The organism is Gordonia bronchialis DSM 43247 (assembly GCF_000024785.1).
In the GTDB taxonomy this organism is placed as follows: Bacteria; Actinomycetota; Actinomycetes; order Mycobacteriales; family Mycobacteriaceae; genus Gordonia; species Gordonia bronchialis.
Window position 1 is genome coordinate 3,371,988 of the sequence record NC_013441.1, and the last position, 20,877, is coordinate 3,392,864.

The following is a 20,877-nucleotide window of genomic DNA, read 5'->3' on the forward strand; positions in this document are numbered from 1 at the left end:
ACTCCCGGGCTCAGCCCAGGTGCGCCTGCGCCCCCGAGTTCTGCTTGTCGGTCCGCTCGAGTCGTCCCTCGGTCATCGACGCGATCTGGTCGACGACGACGCGCATGCGGGCATCGTCGTCGTCGGCCGCGTTCCAGGCGGGTACGAAGACCGGATCCAGTCCGCCGGGCGCGGCGGCCATGAACCAGGACGCCACCCGGTGAATTCGTTCCCGCTGACGTTGTTGGGTCGCCTTGTGCCGCTCGTTGGAGAAGATGAACCGCAACGCCAGCGTCTTGAGCATCAGAACCTCGGCGGCCACCATCTGCGGCACCGTCAGATCCGCGTCGTAGCGCGCCACCGGACGATCCCCCACCACCGCGCGGGTACCGGTGATGGCCGCCGACGCGAACCGTCCGATCAGCTCACTGGTGAGCCGTTTGAGCGCGACGTAGTGATCCAGGGTGCCGTCGAAGGCGCCCACGGCACGAACGATCTCCATCCGCGACAACCGCTGCGCGGCGTCGGTCAGTGCCTCGATGTCGAGACCGGGAAACTCGCGCAGCCCGATCTCGGCCAGCGCTTTCTGGTCCTGCGGGTCGGCGAGGGTACGCAGATCGATCCGGTTGGCGATCACCCCGTCCTCGAGGTCGTGCACGGAGTAGGCGACGTCGTCGGACCAGTCCATGATCTGCGCCTCGATGCACTGTTTGCCCGCCGGCGCATCGCGGCGGATCCAGTTCAGGATCTCCAGATCGTCGTCGTAGGCTCCGAACTTGGTGCCGGGTGCCCGGCGTGGCCACGGATACTTCAGCGTGGCGTCCAGGGAGGCGCGGGTCAGGTTCAGTCCAGCACTACGTCCCCGGTCGTCGAGCAGCTTCGGTTCCAGGCGGGCCAGGATGCGCAGGTTCTGGGCATTGCCCTCGAAGCCGCCGTGGTCGGCGGCCACCTCGTCGAGCGCCCGCTCACCGTTGTGCCCGTAGGGCGGATGCCCGATGTCGTGGGCCAGACCGGCGAGTTCGACGAGGTCGGGTTCGGCACCCAGACCGATCGCGATACCGCGGCCGATCTGCCCGACCTCCAGCGAATGGGTCAGCCGCGTGCGCGGCGTGTCGCCCTCACGCGGGCCAACGACCTGCGTTTTGTCGGCCAGACGCCGCAACGCGGCCGAATGCAGGACGCGTGCGCGGTCCCGGGCGAAGTCACTTCGATGGTCGGTACGCGTGCCCGGGAGGCTCGCCACCTTGGCGCCCTCCGGGATGATCCGCTCCACGGCCTCGAGGCCGTAACTCGCCTGCGGCGGCGCCACGTGGCCCCCTCCGGTCGACGGGTTCGCGGTGGGGAGCTCAGTCAAGCACCCAGCCCCGTGCGACCGCGAAGTCGGTGATCCGACGACGGATCGCGACGATCTGGGCCGCGGTCAGGTCGTCGGAGGAGTCGAGCAGCAGCTCGGTGAGTTCCTCGGTGAACGCGGCCGCATCCAGCGTTCCGGACCCGCCACGCGGACGCCGCTCGCTGCGATGGCCCCGATCGTGCCCGCGATCGCCACGATCCCCGTGTCCGCGGCCGTGATGCTCATCGCGACGATGTGCCCGGGCACCGGCCTGCTCGTCGGCGGGGGCCTCCTCGGTGACGGCGACGTTCACGGCCTTGGCACCGCGGTCGGTCTCCTCCACGTCGAAGGACACCTTGGCACCCGGTTTCAGCGAGCTCTCGTCGATGTCGATGTCGTTGATGTGCAAGAACACATCAGCACCACCCGACTCCGGTGCCAGGAACCCGAACCCCCGATTCGTGTCGTAATGAACGACTTTCCCGCTGACCGCCACGACTGCACTCACTCTCCTCCGTCGGCGAAGACGAACCCCTTGTCCGCTCGCACGACAAACTCACCGTCAATTGTGACAGACAACCGCAGGTCAGGCGCAACCGTCGTCGGGAACCACTGCCGAGCGGCGGAGATCAGACAGAGATCAGGCGCCGATCAGCTTGCCGGCGAGGTACTCGGCGACCTTGTCGAGCGCCACCCGCTCCTGGCTCATCGTGTCGCGTTCCCGGATGGTGACCGCCTGATCGTCGAGGGTGTCGAAGTCCACGGTGACACAGAAGGGCGTACCGATCTCGTCCTGGCGCCGATACCGCTTGCCGATGCCCTGCGCGTCGTCGAACTCGACGTTCCAGTGTTGCCGCAGTTCGGCGGCGAGGTCGCGGGCCTTGGGCGAGAGCTTCTCGTTGCGCGACAACGGCAGTACCGCCACCTTGATCGGCGCGAGTCGCCGGTCGAGCTTGAGCACCGTACGAGTATCGGTGCCGCCCTTGGCATTCGGCACTTCCTCTTCGGTGTAGGCGTCGCACAGGAAGGCCATCAACGAGCGGGTCAGGCCGGCCGCGGGTTCGATGACGAAGGGGGTGTAGCGCTCCCCGCTGGCCTGGTCGAAGAAGCTGAGATCCTCCCCCGAGTGCTTGGCGTGCGTGGACAGGTCGAAGTCGGTGCGGTTGGCCACACCTTCGAGCTCACCCCACGGGTTGCCGGCGAAGCCGAACTTGTACTCCACGTCGACGGTGCGCTTGGAGTAGTGCGACAGCTTGTCCTTGGGATGTTCGAAGAGGCGCAGATTCTCCGGGTCGATTCCCAGTTGGACATACCAGTCGAAGCGATGGTCGATCCAGTACTGATGCCACTGCTCGTCCTCGCCGGGTTTGACGAAGAACTCCATCTCCATCTGCTCGAACTCGCGCGTACGGAAGATGAAGTTTCCCGGGGTGATCTCGTTGCGGAAGCTCTTGCCGATCTGGGCGATACCGAACGGCGGCTTCTTACGCGCCGTGGTCATCACGTTCTTGAAGTTGATGAAAATGCCCTGCGCGGTCTCCGGACGCAGATAGTGCAGGCCCTCTTCGTCGTCGACCGGGCCCAGGAAGGTCTTCATCAGACCGCTGAACGCCTTGGGCTCTGTCCACTTGCCGGGCTGACCGGTCTCCGGGTCGTTGATGTCGGCGAGTCCGTTGGCCGGCGGATGGCCGTGCTTGATCTCGTAGTTCTCGATCAGATGGTCGGCGCGGTAACGCTTGTGCGTGTAGAGCGACTCCACCAGCGGGTCGGTGAACACCTCCACGTGGCCGGAGGCCTGCCACACCTGCCGCGGCAGGATCACCGACGAGTCGAGGCCCACGACGTCGTCGCGGCTGGTGACCATGGTGCGCCACCACTGCCGCTTGATGTTGTCCTTGAGTTCCACACCGAGTGGCCCGTAGTCCCAGGCCGACTTGGTCCCGCCGTAGATCTCACCGCACTGGAACACCAGACCTCGGCGCTTGGCCAGGTTGACGACGGCTTCGACTCGATTGGACTGGGCGGCGGCCACGATGATTCGCTCTCCACTTGCATCTCGGGGATGGTCTGGTGTGCCGTCACATGCTGTGACCGGCAACCCTTACAGGGTAGCCGCCGCCACCTTCGGTGAAGAATCACAGTCACCTCCGGCGGAGAATCGCCGTCCTATCATGACCTGCGTGAAGCGAAAGCCGGCGGCCGAGGCGTTTGCGGTGCCACGCAGTCTCTGCCCGCTGATAATGATGCTGATCGTCGCTCTTGCCCTCGCGGCATGCCCGACCCACGACACGTCGGAGTCGAGGGAGCAATCGACACCGCGCGCGTCGTCGCCGCAGGTGCCCGCGCCGGTCGATGTGCTGACCCCCGATTCGCTCGCCCGCGCGGTCACGCTCGACAACGTGATGCGTCATGTCGAGGCCCTGCAGACGGTGGCCGGCGCGAACCACGGCAACCGGGCGGCGGGCACCCCCGGCTACGACGCGTCAGTCGACTACGTCGCGGGCCTGCTGCGTGCGGCGGGATTCCGGGTCAGCACACCGGCATTCGATTACACCCGCTATGACGCCGGTCCGGTGGACCTGCGCGCCGACGGGGCCGCCGTCGAGGCGACCGTCCTCGAGTACTCGCCGGGAACCGGTCGCGCGCCGGTCACCGGTGCGCCGGTCGTGGTCGGCGGACTCGGTTGCGCTGCAAACGATTTCCCGGCGAGCGTGCGTGATTCCGTCGCCGTGATCACCCGTGGCGGCTGCGAGTTCGTCCGCAAGGCACGTGCCGCACAGACCGCAGGGGCCCGGGCGGTCATCATCGTGAACAACGCGCCCGAGAAACTTTCCGGCGCGACCCTCGGTACCGAGAATCCGCCGACGATACCGGTCGTCGGGGTCGCCTCCGGCGACGCCGAGCGCATCACCCATGCCCGCTCGATCAGCCTGGCGGTGACGGCGGAGACCAGGAAGATCGTGTCCCGCAACGTGATCGCGCAGACCACCACAGGCGACCCGTCGGATGTGGTGCTCGCCGGGGCACACCTCGACAGTGTCGAGGCCGGGCCGGGCATCAACGACAACGGCACCGGCACCGCGGCAGTCCTCGAGACCGCACTACGCCTCGGGTCGGCTCCGCGCGTACCCCATGCGGTGCGCTTCGCCTTCTGGGGAGCCGAGGAGGACGGGCTCATCGGGTCCACCCGCTATGTCGAATCGCTCGACGATCAGCAACGGCGGGCACTCGCGCTCTACCTCAACTTCGACATGCTCGGCTCCCCCAACGGCGGCTTCTTCGTCTACGACGGCGACGACTCGGCCCGCGACGGTGCCGGGCCCGGCCCCACTGGTTCGGCAGGCATCGAGCGGGTGTTCACCCGCTTCTATGACACCTTCTATCGCGGTCGGCAGATCGTCGACGCCCCGACCGACTTCGACGGCCGGTCCGATTACGGTCCCTTCATCGAGATCGGTGTGCCGGCCGGCGGAGTCCTCACCGGCGCCGAGGGCATCAAAACGCCCGAACAGGCCCGACTGTGGGGCGGTACCGCGGGCCAACCCTTCGACGCGCATTACCACTCGCCCGGCGACACCGTGGCCAACGTCAACCGCGACATCTTCGGGATCAACGTGTCCGCGGTGGCCTATGGCGTAGCGACCTACGCGTTGTCCACCGCGGGGCCCGATGGTGTACCCGGCCCGGCGGAGCGGCAGCGCCGGCCTCGCTGATCAGCCCTTGACCCCGCACATCCACCAGTCGCCGCCTAGGGCGACGGGATTGGTGCACGGCATGCCGTACATGTCGACTCCCGCCGGGGATCTGCCGGAGGTGTGCAGGTATCCACCGGCGTCGTCGGGCACACCGATCCACAGCGGGAAGAACCGGATGTCCCCGCGGCCCGAGACCCGACCGTTGACCGTGAGAAATCGCAGATGCCACGGCAGCGCCCGCCCGTAGTAGCCGTCTCCCGGCTCGACGCGCAGCGCCCGCTCATAGAGCGTGCGGTGGGTGGCGAACCAACCACGTGGCGAGAGCGACCACCACTGCCCGACCGCCGCGGTGATCAGAACCATGACGGTGACCGCCACGACACCCGCGACGACCCTGTGCCGGCAGATGGCGCCGATCGCGACGCAGATGATTCCGGCGATGCCGAACATCCACATCACCGCCAGAATGACCGCATCGAACACCCACACAGTGACCGGCAGGAGGAAGTAGGCAATCGCCACGAGCCACAGCACCAACCCGAGGAACACCGGTGTGCGTCCCCGCCGTGACACGGTTGACGACGGTGCTGCCGATCCCGCCAACGACACTCGCTCCCCTCCGAACCGATCCCACCCCCGTGGGTACGCGACGGTCGCAACTCTTTGACAATCGCTTCCGATAAGATCGACGTGGAACCCACGACAAGAAGGTCATGCATGTCGGCTCACGAACTCGATCGTCGTCAATCTACCTCGGCACGGACCGCGGCCAGCGAACTCCTGCGTGCGCTCGCGTCTCCGACACGCATCGCGATCGTGCAGTCGTTGGGCTCCGAGTCCCGCTGTGTGCATGAACTCGTCGGCGAACTCGAGTTGAGCCAGCCGCTGGTCAGCCAGCATTTGCGTGTCCTCAAGGACGCCGGCGTGGTCCGCGGTGAACGCAATGGTCGCGAGATCATGTACTCGCTGGTCGATCATCACATCGTGCACATCGTCGACGATGCCCTCGTGCACGCGACGGAAGAGCCCACAACCGAACCCGTCGCAGCAGCCCCCGCTGCCACCGACGACTCTGACAGCGATCCCGTTGCCCCTGATGCCGCTGCTCCCGATTCCGCTGCTACCGATTCCGCTGGGACCAATTCCGCTCGGACCAATTCGTCTGCGACCGCAACCCCGACCGCCGCCCATACCTCGGTGGACGCCCGATGAGCACCACGAGTCGCCCGGTCACCGGTATCCGCTCCACGCGTCAGCGTGCCGCGATCGCCGACGCCCTGGCCGCCACCGACGATTTCTGTTCGGCGCAGGAACTCCACGATCAATTGCGTGCCCGCGGCGAATCCATCGGATTGACCACGGTGTACCGAAATCTGCAGGCGCTCAGCCAGTCCGGTCAGATCGACGTGCTCTGGGACGGTTCCGGGGAAACCCGCTACCGCCATTGCTCGGACGGCCATCACCATCATCTGGTGTGCCGGTCCTGCGGAACCACCGTCGAGGTTCAGGCCGAGCCGGTGGAGCGCTGGGCGACGCGTATCGCCTCCGAGCACGGGTTCACCGGCATCAACCACACTGTCGAGGTGTTCGGATACTGCCCCGCGTGCAGCGAGGGAAGCTGATCCGACGCCTGGTCAGCCCCCGACCAGACGCGCAGCCGCGTCGGCACCCGAGGACAGCACGATGTGCAGCACCGTCAGCAACGGGACGTCGCCGAGTTCCCCAACCGGAAACGTGTAGTACTGCAACACATCTGTGGTGACACCGTCGGGATCGGACCGTCGCAAACTGCCGAAGCTCAACTGCGCACCACAGTCCTCGATGTCGCGGCGTAGCTCGTCGGTGTTGGGCAGGTCGAGCGCGATCAGCTGGGTGATCGCCAGGACATCGAGCCCCTCGGCGAGAGCGAGCACACGGACCGACGCGCTCGTCGAACCCAGCCGGACCATGAACGACTCGGCGTCGAGCGCCTCCACCGTGCCGATCTCGGCGGCCAGACCGGCCACCTTCGCCAGTAGCGCTTCGGTCATTGCGGCTTCACCCCACCGAAACGACGGTCCCGCGAGGCATATTCGAGACAGGCGGCCCACAGATCGCGCCGGTCGAAATCGGGAAACAGCTTTTCCTGATAGACCATCTCGGCATACGCCGACTGCCACAGCAGGAAGTTGGAGATGCGCTGCTCACCCGACGGACGCAGGAAGAGATCGACATCGGGCATGTCCGGCTCGTCGAGGTAGCGGGCAAAGGTGGACTCCGAGATCCGTTCCGGATCGATCTCGCCCCGGGCCGCGCGACGAGCGATTTCCCGTGCGGCGTCGGCGATCTCGGCCCGGCCGCCGTAGTTGACACACATCGTCAGGGTCATCACGGTGTTGTCGCGGGTGAGCTCCTCGGCGACCTCGAGTTCACGGATCACGCTGCGCCACAAGCGTGGTCGGCGCCCGGCCCACCGCACTCGGACACCCATCTCGTTCATCTCGTCGCGCCGGCGGCGAATCACGTCGCGGTTGAACCCCATCAGGAACCGCACCTCGTCGGGACTGCGCGACCAGTTCTCGGTGGAGAAGGCATAGGCCGACAGCCACGTCACCCCGAGTTCGATACATCCGCACACGGTGTCCATCAGGACCGCTTCGCCCCGCTTGTGGCCTTCGGTGCGCGGCAATCCGCGATCGGTGGCCCAGCGTCCGTTGCCGTCCATGACCAGGGCGACGTGACGGGGGACGAACTCGGATGGGATCGCCGGCGGGCGGGCACCGCTGGGATGGGGATCGGGCGGCCGGACGGTCCGCGGTTTGGCGGCCGACGTCTCCGATTGCCGTCGGCGTGCCGAGCCACCGGGCCGCAATGCCATCAACCGACTCCTCTCACGCCGTCTCCACCAGCCTATGGGGCGCGGATCGTTCGATGAGCGGCAGGGTTCGGAGTTGACGCTCCAGATGCCACTGCAGATGCGCCGCGGTCAGACCACTGGCCTGGCGACGCAGCGAGGTCCCCGCGTCGACGGTGTGCTCCCACTGACCACGGAACAGCGCATCCATGAGATCGAGCACCCCCGGCGAGGGTGTCGCGGCGCCGGGCGGACGGCAGTGCAGACACACCGCGCCACCGACGGCGACATGAAAAGCCCGATGCGGTCCCGGTGTGGCGCAGCGGGCGCACTCGTCAAGGGCAGGCATCCACCCCGCGCAATGCATCGCGCGCAACAGGAACGCGTCCAGGATCAGCTCGCGCGGACGGCGATCCTCGGCGAGAGCGGCCAGTGCCCCCACCGTCAGCCGGTGCAGTTGCGGGGCGGGTGCGCGTTCCTCGCCGGCGAGCCGCTCCGCCGTCTCCAGCACGGCACACGCCGTGGTGTAGCGGCCGTAGTCGGCGGCGATGGCATCGCTGTAGGCGTGCAGACTGTGCACCTGGGTCACCACATCGAGGTTGCGGCCCGGATACAGGTGCACATCGACATGCGCGAACGGCTCCAGACGCGCACCGAACTTGGACCGGGTCCGCCGCACCCCCTTGGCCACCGCCCGCACCAGTCCGTGCTCGGCGGTCAGCAGCGTGATGATGCGATCGGCCTCGCCCAGCTTGTGCTGGCGCAGCACGACCGCCTCATCCCGGTAGAACCTCACGCCGACATTGTTCCACCGCGGACAGACACTGCGCGCCCGACATACCGGCCGGGCGCCATGACTGAAAACACTCCGTCGGAATCTGTACTCGGCACGGTCCCCAACTGGACTATCCAGTGCCACGAGCCGTGACGTACAGATTCAGTGCACAGATCACGCGTTCATCATCCGATCCAGCCGGGGCGGCAACGTCATCGCTCCCGCGTAGCGGTGCCAACCCTTGCGGTCGTAGTACTTGGCACCCGCCCAACCGAGCAGCGCGCCCAGGATCAGGCCGACGAAGGATTGGATGGTGGCGCGGGCGAGACCGGCGCTCAGGTCGGCGTCGAAATACAGGATGGACCGCACACCCAGATAGACCACGTGCATCGGTTCGACCGCCGCGATCCAGGCGAAGATTCGCGGACTGGCCTCCAGCGGGAGCGGACCGCCCGACGACGGGAGGCCGAACACCACGAAGAAGATCAGGTTGAAGATCAGCCCCGGATTGCCGAACACCGCCATCATCGAACTCGCGCTCACCCCCACCGCGAAGATGGCGAGCACCGAAAACGCCCAGAGTGCAAACGCATTCGGCAGCGAGGTACCGACGGCCGCACAGACGGCGATGAACAGCGCCGACTGCACGAACGACACGAGCAACATGATGGTCCACTTGGCGGCCAGCGTTCCCCACCGCGAGATCGGCAGCCGGGCCCGAAGCTGATAGAAGGGGCCGAACTCGATGGGTGTCTGCCCCAGCATCCCGTCGACCAGGATGCTGACCATCATCGCGCCGGTGAAGCCCGCCAGGATCAACAGCAGCGTGAAGTAGAACGCCGACAACCCATTTCCGGCGCCTCCCGGCAGCGGCGTCGGCTCGATGACCGAGACCTGCACCGGAGTGGCCAGGGCCACCTGGGCCGCACCGGTGAACGGCACGTCGAGTTTGATCAGCTGCGCCCGGACGGTGCTGGTGAGCTGCGCACCGAACTCCTCGTTGACCTGGTTGCGCACGCGGTCGGCGAAGGTCGTGGTGACCGCCGACGCGAACGCCCCCGACCCGCGATTGATGTAGATGCCGATCGACGGCGACGACGGTTTGTTGGTCAGCACCGTCGCCTGTCCCAGGGAGATCGCCTTGTCGGTGAACCCGGTCTCGATGATCACCACGCCGTACACCTTGCCGGTACCGAGCTCGTTCAACGCGGTGGTGCGGTCGGTGCGGTGGATGACGATCCCGCTCTTCGCAGCCGACGAGATGATGCCGTCGGCGACCTGATTGCCGAAGTTCTGCGGCGTCTTGGTGCCGTCACCGTTGTCGAGCTGACCGCCGGTGTCCTCGTTCACCAAAGCGATCGGGAAGTCGTGCAGGTGCTCCTCCGGATTGGCCACCGCGGCCATGTACAGCGCGGCCATCAGACAGAAGAGCGCCACCACCAGCGCGGTCGGCAGCAACCAGAACCGAGGCGACCCGACGACCCCGGCGATGGTGCGCCCGGCCTCCGCCTCGGTCTCCGGCGCGGCATGATCGCCGTCACCGACGACGGATTGCGTCGGTTGCGCACCATCTTCGTGCTTACCCATGTGCCCCTCCGGTCCCTACCGCCGCATGTACAGTAGGCAACCCTGTCACACGTGACCGCGCGTCAGAAACCCATCCGGCCGAGTTGCTTGGGGTCGCGCTGCCAGTCCTTGGCGACCTTGACGTGCAGATCGAGATAGACCCGGGCGCCGAGCAGCCGCTCGATCTGGGCACGGGCCACCGTGCCCACCTCTTTCAGGCGGGCTCCCTTGTGCCCGATGATGATGCCCTTCTGGCTGTCCCGCTCGACGTAGAGGATCGCGTGCACGTCGAGCATGGGTTGCTGATCCGGCTCGCGGTCACGCTCGATGACCTCTTCGATGACGACGGCCAGTGAGTGCGGCAGCTCGTCACGGACACCTTCGAGCGCGGCTTCCCGGATGAACTCGGCCATCAGAACATCGTCGGATTCGTCGGTGAGCTCGCCTTCGGGATAGAACGCGGGACCCGGTTGCATCAGCGACACCAGCACATCGGTGAGGACGTCGACCTGTTTGCCCGACTTCGCCGATACCGGAACCACTTCGGAGGTCGGGCCGAGCAACTTCGAGAGTGCGAGTAGTTGGGCTGCCACCTTCTCCGGACCCACCCGGTCGATCTTGGTGACGATGCCCAGGACCGTCGTCTTGGGCGCCATATGGCGAACCTGCGAGACAATCCACTTGTCCCCCGGGCCGATCTTCTCGTCGGCGGGCACGCAGACACCGATGACGTCGACCTCGGCGAAGGTGTCCTGCACGAGGTCGTTCAGCCGTTGGCCGAGCAGCGTGCGGGGCCGGTGCAGGCCGGGTGTGTCGACCAGGATCAACTGTGCGTCGGGACGATTGACGATGCCGCGGATGGCATGACGGGTGGTCTGCGGCCGATTGGACGTGATCGCGATCTTCTCCCCCACCAGCGCATTCGTCAGAGTCGACTTGCCGGTGTTCGGCCGGCCCACGAAACAGACGAAGCCGGAACGGAATTCGCTCATCGCCCGGGTTCCAGACGCTCGGTGGGCGTGCCGGCGGCGTCGGTCAGGTAGGCGGGAGCGTCCGGGCTGATCTCGGCGAACGTGGCCAGCCCGGGATCGTCGGCACTGCCGTTCACCAGCACGGCGGCTTCGAAACCGGTTGCACCGCTCGATAATGCGGTCGCGACGGCAACCTGCAACGCGGACAACGTCAGCGACGCGGTGCGCACGTCGGCGCCGGCGTAGGTCCGGCCGTCCGCATCACGCACCGCGGCCCCCGCGGGCGCCTCCGCGCGGGCAAGCGCACCGCGGGCGAGCACCACCAACTTGCGATCCTCGTCGCCGAGGTCAACGGTCACGTTCGGTCCTTGCTCTCGGGCCGGACCGGGACGCATGCGCCATCGATCCGGCGTGGTCGTGATCCTGCCGGCCGTGCACTGTCTCATCGGCGTCCGTCGACGAGGCGTGCTGCACCGCACGGGATGTGTCGGACAACGCATCGGACGGGCCCCCGTCCTGCTCACTCGGATCGTCGTCGGCGCCATCGTCCGCCGACGCCACGCGTGTGACGAGAACGGTGATGATGCGCTGGCGCCCTTGCCGATTCGGCCCACCCTCGGCGACCAGCTCGAGTCCGTGGGAGGCGACGCGAGCACCCGGCAGCGGGACGCGACCCAGTTCCAGACCCACCAGTCCGCCGACCGTTTCCACCTCGTCGTCGTCGATCTCGATGTCGAACAGTTCACCGAGATCCTCCACCGGCAGACGCGCCGACACCCGGTAGGCGCCGTCGGGGAGTTTCTCGATCGGGGCGACCTCGTCGAGATCGTATTCGTCGGTGATCTCACCGACGATCTCCTCGAGCACATCCTCGATGGTCACCAGTCCGGCGATGCCGCCGTATTCGTCGACCAGCATCGCCATGTGATTGCGGGTGCGCTGCATGTCGGCGAGAACCTTGTCCAGTGGTTTGGAGTCCGGGATGAACTCGGCCTCGCGCATCACGTCGCGCACCGTCAGCGTCGACGGCGCCCCGCGGCCTGCGGCGGTCTTGGCCACCACGTCCTTGAGGTAGACCACGCCGAGCACGTCGTCGGTGTTCTCCCCGATCACCGGGATCCGCGAATGGCCGGATCGCACAGCCAGATTGGTGGCCTGCGCGACCGACTTGTCGGCCTCGATCCAGACCATCTCGGGCCGTGGCACCATCACCTCACGAGCCGACGTGTCGCCGAGGTCGAAGACGGACTGGATCATCCGGCGTTCCCCGGCCGCCACCACCCCGCTGGCTTCGGCCAGGTCGACCACCTCGCGCAGCTCGACCTCGGTGGCGAACGGGCCGTTGCGGTAACCGCGGCCCGGCGTGAGGGCGTTACCGATGAGGATCAGTAGCCGGGTCACCGGCGTGAGCAACACCCCGAGAACCGACAGCAGCACCGCCGAGGCGAGGGCGATGGTGTAGGCGTGTTGCCGCCCGAGCGTGCGCGGCCCGACCCCGACCGCCACATAGGACACCACGGCCATGCCGCCGATAGCGACGACCAGCCCCCAGGTGACACCGAGGGTGTCGGTGGCGCTCAGCGCGATCAGCGCGACCGCGGCGGTCTCGCACACCACTCGCAGCAGCACCGCGAGTCCCACGTAGGTGCCCCGCGCGGACAGGATGGTGGCCAGCCGACGGGCCCCCGCCCGGCCTTCTTTGACCATGTCCTCCACGCGGGCGATCGATACCGTGGACACCGCGCTGTCGATGGCCGCGAACAGCCCGCCGATCGTGATCAGGATGATCGCCGCGACGACGAACCATATGTCGTCGGGCACGCTCACTTCTCCTCGGGGGGCACATCGGTGGCGCCCGGATCACCGGTGAAACCGATGTTGGACAACAGCCGCGCGTCCCGGTCGGACTGCCGCTGCTGTTGAGCGAGCCGGTGCCGCTCGGCGTAGAAGGCGTCGAGGATCTCGTTCTGCAAACCGAACATCTCCCGCTCCTCGTCGGGATCGGCATGGTCGAAACCGAGGAGATGCAGGACACCGTGGATGGTCAGCATCGACAGTTCGTGGTCGAAGGACCTCTTGGCCGTCTTCGCCTGCTGCGCAGCGAACTCCGGGCACAGCACGATGTCACCGAGAATGGCCGGCCCCAGATCCGCGGCGTCGGGACGACCGCCCGGCACCAGCTCGTCCATCGGGAAGCTCATCACGTCGGTCGGCCCCGGCAGGTCCATCCACTGCACGTGCATGTCGGCCATCGTGTCCTCGTCGACGCACAGCACCGACAGGAGCGCGGCCGGGTTCACGTCCATCGCGACGATGGCGAACCGGGCTGCCTCGATGATGAGTTCGGCGGGAACCTCGACGCCGGATTCGTTGGCGAACTCGATGCTCATGAGCGACGTCCGTGGTTGGCCGATCGTCGGGCCGCCCGGTTACCTGGCAGCCGGTCGGCGTCGCGCAACTGTCCGCGTTGCGACTCCTCGGCGCGGCCGTAGGCGTCGACGATGTCGGCAACCAGCCGGTGCCGCACCACATCCTGACTGGTCAGCTTGGAGAAATGGATGTCGTCGATACCGTCGAGGATGTCGGTTGCCGCGAGCAGACCGCTGCGGGCACCGCCGGGAAGATCGACCTGGGACACGTCACCGGTGACGACCACCTTGGAGCCGAAGCCGAGGCGGGTCAGGAACATCTTCATCTGCTCGGTCGTGGTGTTCTGGGCCTCGTCGAGGATGATGAACGAGTCGTTGAGCGTGCGGCCGCGCATGAAGGCCAGCGGAGCCACCTCGATCACCCCGGCCGCCATCAGCTTGGGGATGGACTCCGGGTCGATCATGTCGTGCAGCGCGTCGTAGAGCGGCCGCAGGTACGGGTCGATCTTCTCACTGAGCGTCCCGGGCAGGAATCCGAGGCGCTCGCCGGCCTCCACCGCCGGCCGGGTCAGGATGATCCGGTTGACCGACTTCGACTGCAGGGCCTGCACCGCCTTGGCCATCGCCAGGTAGGTCTTACCGGTACCGGCGGGGCCGATCCCGAAGACGATGGTGTGGTCGTCGATCGCGTCGACGTATTTCTTCTGGTTCAGCGTCTTGGGCCGGATGGTCTTGCCACGCCGGGAGATGATGTCCAGCGACAGCACGTCGGCGGGCGACTCCGCGGTTTGTTCGGAAAGCATCGACACGCCCTGACGGACCAGATCAGGGGTCAGCGGGGTGCCGCGTCCCACGAGATCGACGAGTTCGGCGATGACCCGCTCGGACGCGGCGACGTCGGCAGGTGCTCCGGTGAAAGTGACCTGATTGCCGCGCACGTGGATGTCGGCGGGCAGCAGCTGTTCGAGAGTGCGCAGGTTGACGTCACTGGCACCGAGCAGCCCGAACACCATGTCGGGAGAGATCTCCACGGTGGATTTCCCACCCACCCGCCTGCTCGACGTGACCACAGGTCGGCGCGACGCTGCCGCACTCGACTGCCCGCTCGTGTCGGGATTGTCGTCAGTCACGTATGAGATCACTCCTAGGGATGCGGGGCGCCGGTGGCGCGCATGTGTGGGCTTCACGTCAGTGTATCGCGGAGCAACCGCCGATCAGCAGGCAATATTCCGCGGGCACTCAGATCCCGAGCACCCGCATGGTCTGCCGGTTGCCGACGCTGCGCGGATCGACGAAGACGTCGTGTCCTTCCTCTGGTACCACGATCAGCTCCGCGGATTGTCCCCGGGCGGTCACGGCCTCGACGTAGTCACGGCTCACCGCAACCGGGATGGCGGTGTCCTTGTCGCCGTGCACGGCCACCACGTGGGCGTCGAAGACGGGCGCTTCGAGTGGGGAGGCATCGCGGTAGCGCTGTGGGGCGTCGGCGTAATCGGCGCCGAGGAACGCCCGCACCGACGGCCGGCCTGCCTTGCCCGCCCCCACCAGATCGAGGGCGGCCGATTGTGCGACGACGGTGGTGATGCGCGTCTTCGCCGTCCGCGCGCCGAGACGGGCGACCGCGGCCACCGCGAGCTGGCCGCCCGCGGAGTGCCCGACGACACCGACCGAGGACCAGTCGACCACCCGCGCGACCTCGTCGGGCAGCGCGTTCCGGGCCTGCTCGTCGAGTGCGGTGAGCGCGGCGACGACGTCGGTCAGGCTGTTCGGCCAGCCGCCGCCCGGTTCGCCGATCCGCCGGTATTCGATGTTCCACACCAACGCGCCCCGCTCGGCATACCGGCGGGCGATCGCCGATTCGATGGTGAGGCCGAATTCGGTGGTCCAGTAGCCACCGTGGATCAGTACCACCGGCCGCACCACAGCGGGCAGGTCGGCAGGGTCCGCCGCGTGATAGAGGTGTCCGTATTGCGAAGGCGCCGAACCATATTCGATCTTGGTCCGATGAACCGGACAGCGTTTCACCGGCTCCACCGTTCGGTCAGCACGCCGATCGCGCCGAGTGCCACGGCCGCCGCGGTGGAGGTCCGCAGGATCTCCGGTCCGAGGAGCACCGGTTCGGCACCGAGCGCGGTGAGATCGTCGACCTCGCCGTCGTCGAGACCACCCTCGGGCCCGATCACGAGGACGATCCGATTGGCTTGTGCGAGAGGGAGTTCACGCAGCCCGCCGGTGGCCTCCTCGTGCAGGATCGCGACCAGGCCGCCGGTGGCAATGGTGTCCGCACACAGTGCGCGGACATCCGTGGTGGTGGCCAGGTCGGTGATTTCGGGAATCCAGGCGCGCCGGCTCTGTTTGGCCGCCGACGATGCGGCGGCCCGCCACTTGGCAACTCCCTTGTCGGCCTTGCCCGCCCATCGGGCAACGCATCGTGCTGCCTGCCACGGCACGATCACATCGGCACCGGCCTCGGTGGCCAGGTCGACGGCGAGTTCGGAACGCTCCGACTTCGGCAGCGCCTGCACCACCGTCACCTGCGGGTCCGGCGGTGCGACATAAGCGAATTCACGTACGCGGGCGATCAGGGTGTCCTTGGATTCGACGGCCTGCACCTCGCACACCGCCGTCGACCCCGCGCCGTCGCCGATGACGATCCGCTCACCCACCGCCACCCGGGTGACGGTGACGGCGTGCCGCCCTTCCGGACCGCTCAGCACCGCGTCGGTTCCCGGCTCGGGGACCGTCTGAGCCCAGAACAGCGGAGGACTCACCGACGCACCGGCCTCTACCGGCCCGCGAAGGCGTTGCGCAGCCGGGAGAACAGGCCACCCGGACCGGCCGCGCTCGTCGTACTGACGATCTCGATCTGGTCGTCGGAGGTCTCCCGGAACCGTTTGAGCGCCGCGGCCTGCGCGCTGTCGAGCTTGGCGGGTACCACCACGTCGAGATGCACGTGCATTGTTCCGCGCACGCCGGAATTCACGTGCGGCATCCCCTGGCCGCGCAGCTTGACCACCTGGCCCGGCTGGGTGCCGGCGGCGATGGCGACCGTCACCGGATCGCCGAGGATGGTGTCGACGCTGAACTCCGCACCGAGCGCGGCGTCGGCCATCGGCACCCGCAGGGTGCAGTGCAGGTCGTCCTTGTCGCGCATGAACACCTCATGTGGGCGCTCGGAGATCTCCACGTAGAGGTCGCCGGCCGGACCACCGCCCGGCCCCACCTCACCCTGACCGGCCAGCCGCACCCGCATCCCGCTCTCGATGCCGGCCGGGATCCGGACGGTCATCGTGCGGCGCGAGCGCACCCGGCCGTCACCCCCACACTTGTGGCACGGGTCGGCGATGACCTCGCCGACACCGTGGCAGGTGGGACATTCGCGCACGGTCATCACCTGGCCGAGCAGCGAGCGCTGCACCGCCTGGATCTGGCCGTTGCCCTCACAGGTGTCGCAGGTGACGGGTTTGCTGGTGCCGTTGGTGCCCGAGCCGGTGCACACATCGCACAGGATCGCGGTGTCGACCGTGATCTCCTTGTTCACCCCCGAGGCACATTCGGCGAGGTCGAGCTCCACCGCGACCAGCGCGGGTTCGCCGGGCTGCACGCGTGAACGCGGGCCACGACCGCCACCGAAGCCACCACCACCGCCGAAGGCGCCACCCGAGCCGAAGAACGCCTCGAACACGTCACCGAAACCACCACCGCCGAATCCACCACCGAAACCGCCCGCACCCGCCGTCGCGAGGGGATCGCCACCGGCGTCGACGATGCGCCGCTTCTCCGGGTCGCTCAGCACCTCGTAGGCGGTACTGACCTCTTTGAAGCGTTCCTCTTCGCCCGGATTGACGTCCGGGTGCAGTTCACGGGCCTTCTTGCGGTAGGCGCGCTTGATCTCCTGCTCGCTGGCCCCTTGGGGCACACCCAGGATTCCGTAGTAATCACGTGCCACGGTTGTCTCGGTCCTTCGGTCTCAAGAGTTCACTTCACGCCGCGGACGGCGCTGGGTCCATCGTCGGTATGGCCACGGCCGGGGATTCGCCGGCTGCCGCGGCGCGGGTCATCGCTCGGCGAGCACCTCACCGACGTATTTGGCAACGGCCGCGACCGAGGCAATGGTTCCCGGATAGTCCATGCGGGTCGGCCCGAGCACGCCCACCCCGCCGAACACCGTGCCCGATGCACCGTACCCCGTCGACACCACCGAGGTTCCACGCAGGTTCTCGGTCTGCGTCTCCTCGCCGATCTGCACTGTGACCGCGCCCATACGCTGGGTGGCGGCCAGCAGCTTGAGCACCACCACCTGCTCCTCGAGCGCATCGAGCACGGTGTCCATGCCACCGAGAACGGGCGCGAAATCGGCGGCCGACCGTGCCAGATTCGACGTGCCGCCCAGCACCAGGCGGTCATCGCCGCGCTCCACCAGGGTTTCCACCAGCACCGTGGCGACGTTCACCACCGCGGTGCGGATGTCGTCCGGCGCCTCGTTGGCGAGTTCGGTGACCGCGGCCGAGGCCTCCTCGAGGCGTTTGCCGTGCAACGCATTGGAGAACATGTCCCGCAGGCGGGTGAAGTCCTCCTCGTCGAGATCCTGCGAGAGCGCGACCATCCGCTGTTCCACGCGACCGTTGTCGGTGATCACCACCAGCAGCAACCGGGACGCCGAGAGCGTCACCACCTCGAGATGGCGGACGGTCGCCGTGGACAGCGCCGGGTACTGGATCACCGCGACCTGCCTGGTCAGCTGGGCCAGCAGTTTGACCGACCGGCGCAGCACGTCGTCGAGGTCGACGCCGGAGTCCAGAACCGAGAGGATGGCCCGGCGTTCGGCTGCCGACAGCGGTTTGATCTCGCTGATCCGGTCGACGAACACCCGGTAGCCCTCGTCGGTGGGCACCCGCCCGGAACTGGTGTGCGGCTGGGTGATGTATCCCTCCGCCTCGAGGACGGCCATGTCGTTGCGGACGGTCGCACTGGACACGCCGAGCTGATGTCGCTCGACCAACGCCTTCGAGCCGATCGGTTCCTGCGTGTCGACATAATCCGTGACGATCGCGCGCAGGATCGCGAAACGACGGTCGTCCGTGCTGGACATGCTGGACACCTCCTGACCGGACCCGCTCTGCCATACAGTGGGTGACATCCATCTTACGAAACAGCGGTGCAAAGGCCGGGCAAGCGATGATCTTCAAGGGGGTTCGCGAGGGTAAGCCCTACCCCGACCACGGGTTGTCGACGCGGGCGTGGGCCAAGATCCCGCCGCGTCAGCTCCGGTTGGACGAGCTCACCACCGTCACCACGGTGCTCGCGCTGGACAAACTGCTCAGCGAGGACTCGACGTTCTACGGTGACCTGTTCGCGCATGTGGTCCGCTGGCAGGGCGAGCTCTACCTCGAGGACGGCCTGCACCGCGCCGTGCGCTCCGCCCTGCGCAACCGGCACGTCATCCACGCTCGCACCCTCGATCTGGACACACTGGATCTGAGCCGGGGCACCGAGTCCCTGGAGAGTCAGCTCGGTGACACCGCGGAACTCCCCAGAGCCGAGCGGCCCGCGGGCGCCCATCGGCGCGACGCCGCGCCGGCCGGCGGGCGCAGCACCGGATGGACGACCCCGCAGGCCGACGGTCGGAGCTGGCGTGTTGGCCGGACCGCCGGGCTCGGCTCCGACGACCACGAACCGCGACGTCAGTAGCGGCCACATCGGGGCCGGTATCGACCATTTGGGATTTCGCCGTCATCGCGTTCGCGATCTTCGTCATCGGGCTCGCGCGACTGGCCCGCACCGACCTCACCGGCGACTGAGAGTCCCTCACCCCCATAGGATTCGGCGCACCACGCCGTCGGCGAGCAAACGTCCCTCGTCGGTGAGGACGTAGGAATCCTCACCAGCAGTGAGCAGACCGTCGCCGCACAACTCACGCGCCCGCCGGTTCTCGGCGTCATCGAGAGCGCTCGCCGGCAGACCTTCGCGGCAACGCGCGGTGAGCATCACCGTCTCGACATGGCGGTCCTCGGGGGTGAGAGTCTCCGACGACGCGCGCGGCAGATGTCGCTCGCCGAGTGTCTGCGCATAGCGCGCCGGGTGCTTGACGTTCCACCACCGGACACCGTTGACATGCGAGTGCGCGCCGGGTCCGATCCCCCACCAATCGTCCGAGCGCCAGTAGGCGAGGTTGTGCCGGCATTCGCCAGACGCACTTCGCGCCCAGTTGGACACCTCGTACCAGCTGAATCCGGCGTCGGTGAGACGCCGATCCAGGATGCGGTAACGGTCGGCGAGCACGTCGTCGTCGGGAGCCGGCATTTCACCTCGTCGTATCCGCCGGGCCAGCGCGGTGCCGTCCTCGACGATCAGCGCGTACGCCGAGACATGGTCGACGCCGGCATCGAGGACCGCGTCGATACTCGCGTGCAGATCCGCGTCGGTCTCCCCCGGCGTCCCGTAGATCAGGTCGAGATTCACGTGGTCGAAACCGGCCGCCGTCGCCTCGCGGGCCGCCGCGACGGCGCGGCCGGGCGTGTGGATGCGATCGAGGACCGCGAGCACATGGGGTGCTGCCGACTGCATGCCGAGCGAGACGCGCGTGAAGCCCGCCGCCGCCAGGCCGTCGAAAAATGCCGGGGAGGTGGACTCAGGATTGGATTCGGTGGTGATCTCGGCGTCGTCGGCGAGCTCGAAGTTGTCCCGCACGCGGTCGAGCAGCTCGGTCAGCCCGGATGCGCCGAGCAGCGACGGCGTTCCCCCGCCGACGAAGATCGACGACACCGGCCGGGCCGGTGACAGCATGCCGGCGGCCAGTTCGAGTTCGGCCGCCACGGCTCGGCGCCAGGACTCCGGCGACGACGACGAGCCCAGTTCACCCGCCGTGTAGGTGTTGAAGTCGCAGTATCCGCATCGCGTCGCGCAGAACGGCACATGCAGGTAGAGGCCGAACGGCGTATCGGGATCGGCGTCGGCGCAGGCAGCGACGACGGCCTGATCGGCCATCACCTGATCCGAGACCTCGAGTTTCACCGTTCCATCATGCCGACCACCCGACCGCAGAAGACAATCGGCGGATACGGGAATAGTCGGTCGGCCGCCGGCCTTGTTCGATGTACCAACACCCATCGGTAGGCCCGGAGACCTTTGCGTCACCATGATGGAAAATAACCCCAAGTAGACGAGGCGAGGATCGGCGTGGCAATATGGACACCGTGACTTTCCCAGGGGTGTGGCTGGCCGCTCGCCGCCACATTGATCTCAAGCGCGTCTGCAGCGCTTTCTGTCGCCTCTAGCGACGTCTCGGCCCTGAGAGTCCCCGCAAGCTGCGGGATGCCGGCACGTTTTCAGCCCGTTCATCGTGCGATACCGGTC

21 protein-coding genes and 1 pseudogene are annotated in these 20,877 nt (G+C 67.4%); 4 read left to right on the top strand and 18 right to left on the bottom strand.

Annotation, left to right across the window (positions count from 1 at the left end; all coding sequences use genetic code 11):
• Positions 1-10: 10 nt before the first annotated feature.
• From GBRO_RS15630 to GBRO_RS15640, 3 genes are all read right to left on the bottom strand, one after another.
• Positions 11-1,288, bottom strand: a complete 1,278-nt coding sequence (locus GBRO_RS15630; protein WP_012834865.1) for a deoxyguanosinetriphosphate triphosphohydrolase — start codon at positions 1,286-1,288, stop codon at positions 11-13.
• Between the two features lie 37 nt (positions 1,289-1,325).
• Positions 1,326-1,808 carry a cold-shock protein gene (locus tag GBRO_RS15635; protein WP_041919927.1) on the bottom strand — a complete coding sequence of 161 codons (483 nt, stop codon included), beginning with the start codon at positions 1,806-1,808 and terminating at the stop codon, positions 1,326-1,328.
• Between the two features lie 144 nt (positions 1,809-1,952).
• Positions 1,953-3,344, bottom strand: coding sequence for a glycine--tRNA ligase (locus GBRO_RS15640; RefSeq protein ID WP_012834867.1), 1,392 nt, complete (start codon positions 3,342-3,344; stop codon positions 1,953-1,955).
• A gap of 139 nt (positions 3,345-3,483) precedes the next feature.
• Here GBRO_RS15640 and GBRO_RS15645 point away from each other — a divergent pair, with 139 nt between their 5' ends.
• Positions 3,484-5,025, top strand: coding sequence for a M28 family metallopeptidase (locus GBRO_RS15645; RefSeq protein ID WP_012834868.1), 1,542 nt, complete (start codon positions 3,484-3,486; stop codon positions 5,023-5,025).
• On the opposite strand, the gene GBRO_RS15650 is transcribed toward GBRO_RS15645, so the two are convergent.
• Entirely contained in the window at positions 5,026-5,580 is a 555-nt protein-coding gene (locus GBRO_RS15650; RefSeq protein ID WP_147290659.1) for a hypothetical protein, read from the bottom strand.
• A gap of 144 nt (positions 5,581-5,724) precedes the next feature.
• Between GBRO_RS15650 and GBRO_RS15655 the strand changes: the two are divergent.
• Positions 5,725-6,072: pseudogene (locus tag GBRO_RS15655) on the top strand (ArsR/SmtB family transcription factor); the annotation flags it as partial.
• Positions 6,073-6,215: 143 nt separating this feature from the next.
• Positions 6,216-6,629 (top strand): Fur family transcriptional regulator, encoded by a 414-nt coding sequence (locus GBRO_RS15660; RefSeq protein WP_012834871.1) that lies wholly within the window; start codon positions 6,216-6,218, stop codon positions 6,627-6,629.
• 12 nt (positions 6,630-6,641) lie between these two features.
• On the opposite strand, the gene GBRO_RS15665 is transcribed toward GBRO_RS15660, so the two are convergent.
• The 13 genes from GBRO_RS15665 to hrcA form a co-directional block, all read right to left on the bottom strand.
• Positions 6,642-7,037: a hypothetical protein gene (locus GBRO_RS15665; RefSeq protein WP_012834872.1), complete on the bottom strand. Its 396-nt coding sequence runs from the start codon at positions 7,035-7,037 to the stop codon at positions 6,642-6,644.
• Entirely contained in the window at positions 7,034-7,864 is an 831-nt protein-coding gene (locus GBRO_RS15670) for an isoprenyl transferase (RefSeq protein WP_012834873.1), read from the bottom strand. The genes GBRO_RS15665 and GBRO_RS15670 overlap by 4 nt, the downstream gene beginning before the upstream one ends.
• A gap of 13 nt (positions 7,865-7,877) precedes the next feature.
• Positions 7,878-8,636 carry a DNA repair protein RecO gene (recO, locus tag GBRO_RS15675; RefSeq protein WP_012834874.1) on the bottom strand — a complete coding sequence of 253 codons (759 nt, stop codon included), beginning with the start codon at positions 8,634-8,636 and terminating at the stop codon, positions 7,878-7,880.
• A 153-nt stretch (positions 8,637-8,789) separates the two neighbouring features.
• Complete coding sequence (locus GBRO_RS15680) at positions 8,790-10,202, bottom strand: YhgE/Pip domain-containing protein (protein WP_012834875.1); 1,413 nt, start codon at positions 10,200-10,202, stop codon at positions 8,790-8,792.
• 62 nt (positions 10,203-10,264) lie between these two features.
• A complete protein-coding gene (era, locus tag GBRO_RS15685) occupies positions 10,265-11,173 on the bottom strand; it encodes a GTPase Era (protein WP_012834876.1) in 909 nt (302 codons plus the stop codon).
• On the bottom strand, positions 11,170-11,511 hold the full coding sequence (locus GBRO_RS15690; RefSeq protein WP_012834877.1) for a cytidine/deoxycytidylate deaminase family protein: 342 nt from the start codon (positions 11,509-11,511) through the stop codon (positions 11,170-11,172). Before GBRO_RS15690 ends, era begins: the two co-directional genes overlap by 4 nt.
• Positions 11,501-12,973: a hemolysin family protein gene (locus tag GBRO_RS15695; protein WP_012834878.1), complete on the bottom strand. Its 1,473-nt coding sequence runs from the start codon at positions 12,971-12,973 to the stop codon at positions 11,501-11,503. The genes GBRO_RS15690 and GBRO_RS15695 overlap by 11 nt, the downstream gene beginning before the upstream one ends.
• Before the next feature lie 2 nt (positions 12,974-12,975).
• A complete protein-coding gene (gene ybeY / locus GBRO_RS15700; RefSeq protein WP_012834879.1) occupies positions 12,976-13,542 on the bottom strand; it encodes an rRNA maturation RNase YbeY in 567 nt (188 codons plus the stop codon).
• Positions 13,539-14,651 carry a PhoH family protein gene (locus GBRO_RS15705; protein ID WP_041920594.1) on the bottom strand — a complete coding sequence of 371 codons (1,113 nt, stop codon included), beginning with the start codon at positions 14,649-14,651 and terminating at the stop codon, positions 13,539-13,541. The genes ybeY and GBRO_RS15705 overlap by 4 nt, the downstream gene beginning before the upstream one ends.
• Before the next feature lie 109 nt (positions 14,652-14,760).
• On the bottom strand, positions 14,761-15,555 hold the full coding sequence (locus tag GBRO_RS15710; protein ID WP_085950372.1) for an alpha/beta hydrolase family protein: 795 nt from the start codon (positions 15,553-15,555) through the stop codon (positions 14,761-14,763).
• The gene (locus GBRO_RS15715; RefSeq protein ID WP_012834882.1) at positions 15,543-16,292 is read right to left on the bottom strand and encodes a 16S rRNA (uracil(1498)-N(3))-methyltransferase; all 750 of its coding nucleotides are present in this window, start codon (positions 16,290-16,292) and stop codon (positions 15,543-15,545) included. Before GBRO_RS15715 ends, GBRO_RS15710 begins: the two co-directional genes overlap by 13 nt.
• 14 nt (positions 16,293-16,306) lie before the next feature.
• Positions 16,307-17,470, bottom strand: a complete 1,164-nt coding sequence (gene dnaJ, locus GBRO_RS15720; protein WP_012834883.1) for a molecular chaperone DnaJ — start codon at positions 17,468-17,470, stop codon at positions 16,307-16,309.
• A 108-nt stretch (positions 17,471-17,578) separates the two neighbouring features.
• Entirely contained in the window at positions 17,579-18,613 is a 1,035-nt protein-coding gene (gene hrcA, locus GBRO_RS15725) for a heat-inducible transcriptional repressor HrcA (protein WP_012834884.1), read from the bottom strand.
• Between the two features lie 86 nt (positions 18,614-18,699).
• Here hrcA and GBRO_RS15730 point away from each other — a divergent pair, with 86 nt between their 5' ends.
• Positions 18,700-19,212 (top strand): type II toxin-antitoxin system VapB family antitoxin, encoded by a 513-nt coding sequence (locus GBRO_RS15730; RefSeq protein ID WP_012834885.1) that lies wholly within the window; start codon positions 18,700-18,702, stop codon positions 19,210-19,212.
• A gap of 117 nt (positions 19,213-19,329) precedes the next feature.
• Here the strand turns inward: GBRO_RS15730 and hemW are convergent, their stop codons facing one another.
• The gene (gene hemW, locus GBRO_RS15735; RefSeq protein ID WP_041920596.1) at positions 19,330-20,508 is read right to left on the bottom strand and encodes a radical SAM family heme chaperone HemW; all 1,179 of its coding nucleotides are present in this window, start codon (positions 20,506-20,508) and stop codon (positions 19,330-19,332) included.
• Positions 20,509-20,877 lie beyond the last annotated feature (369 nt).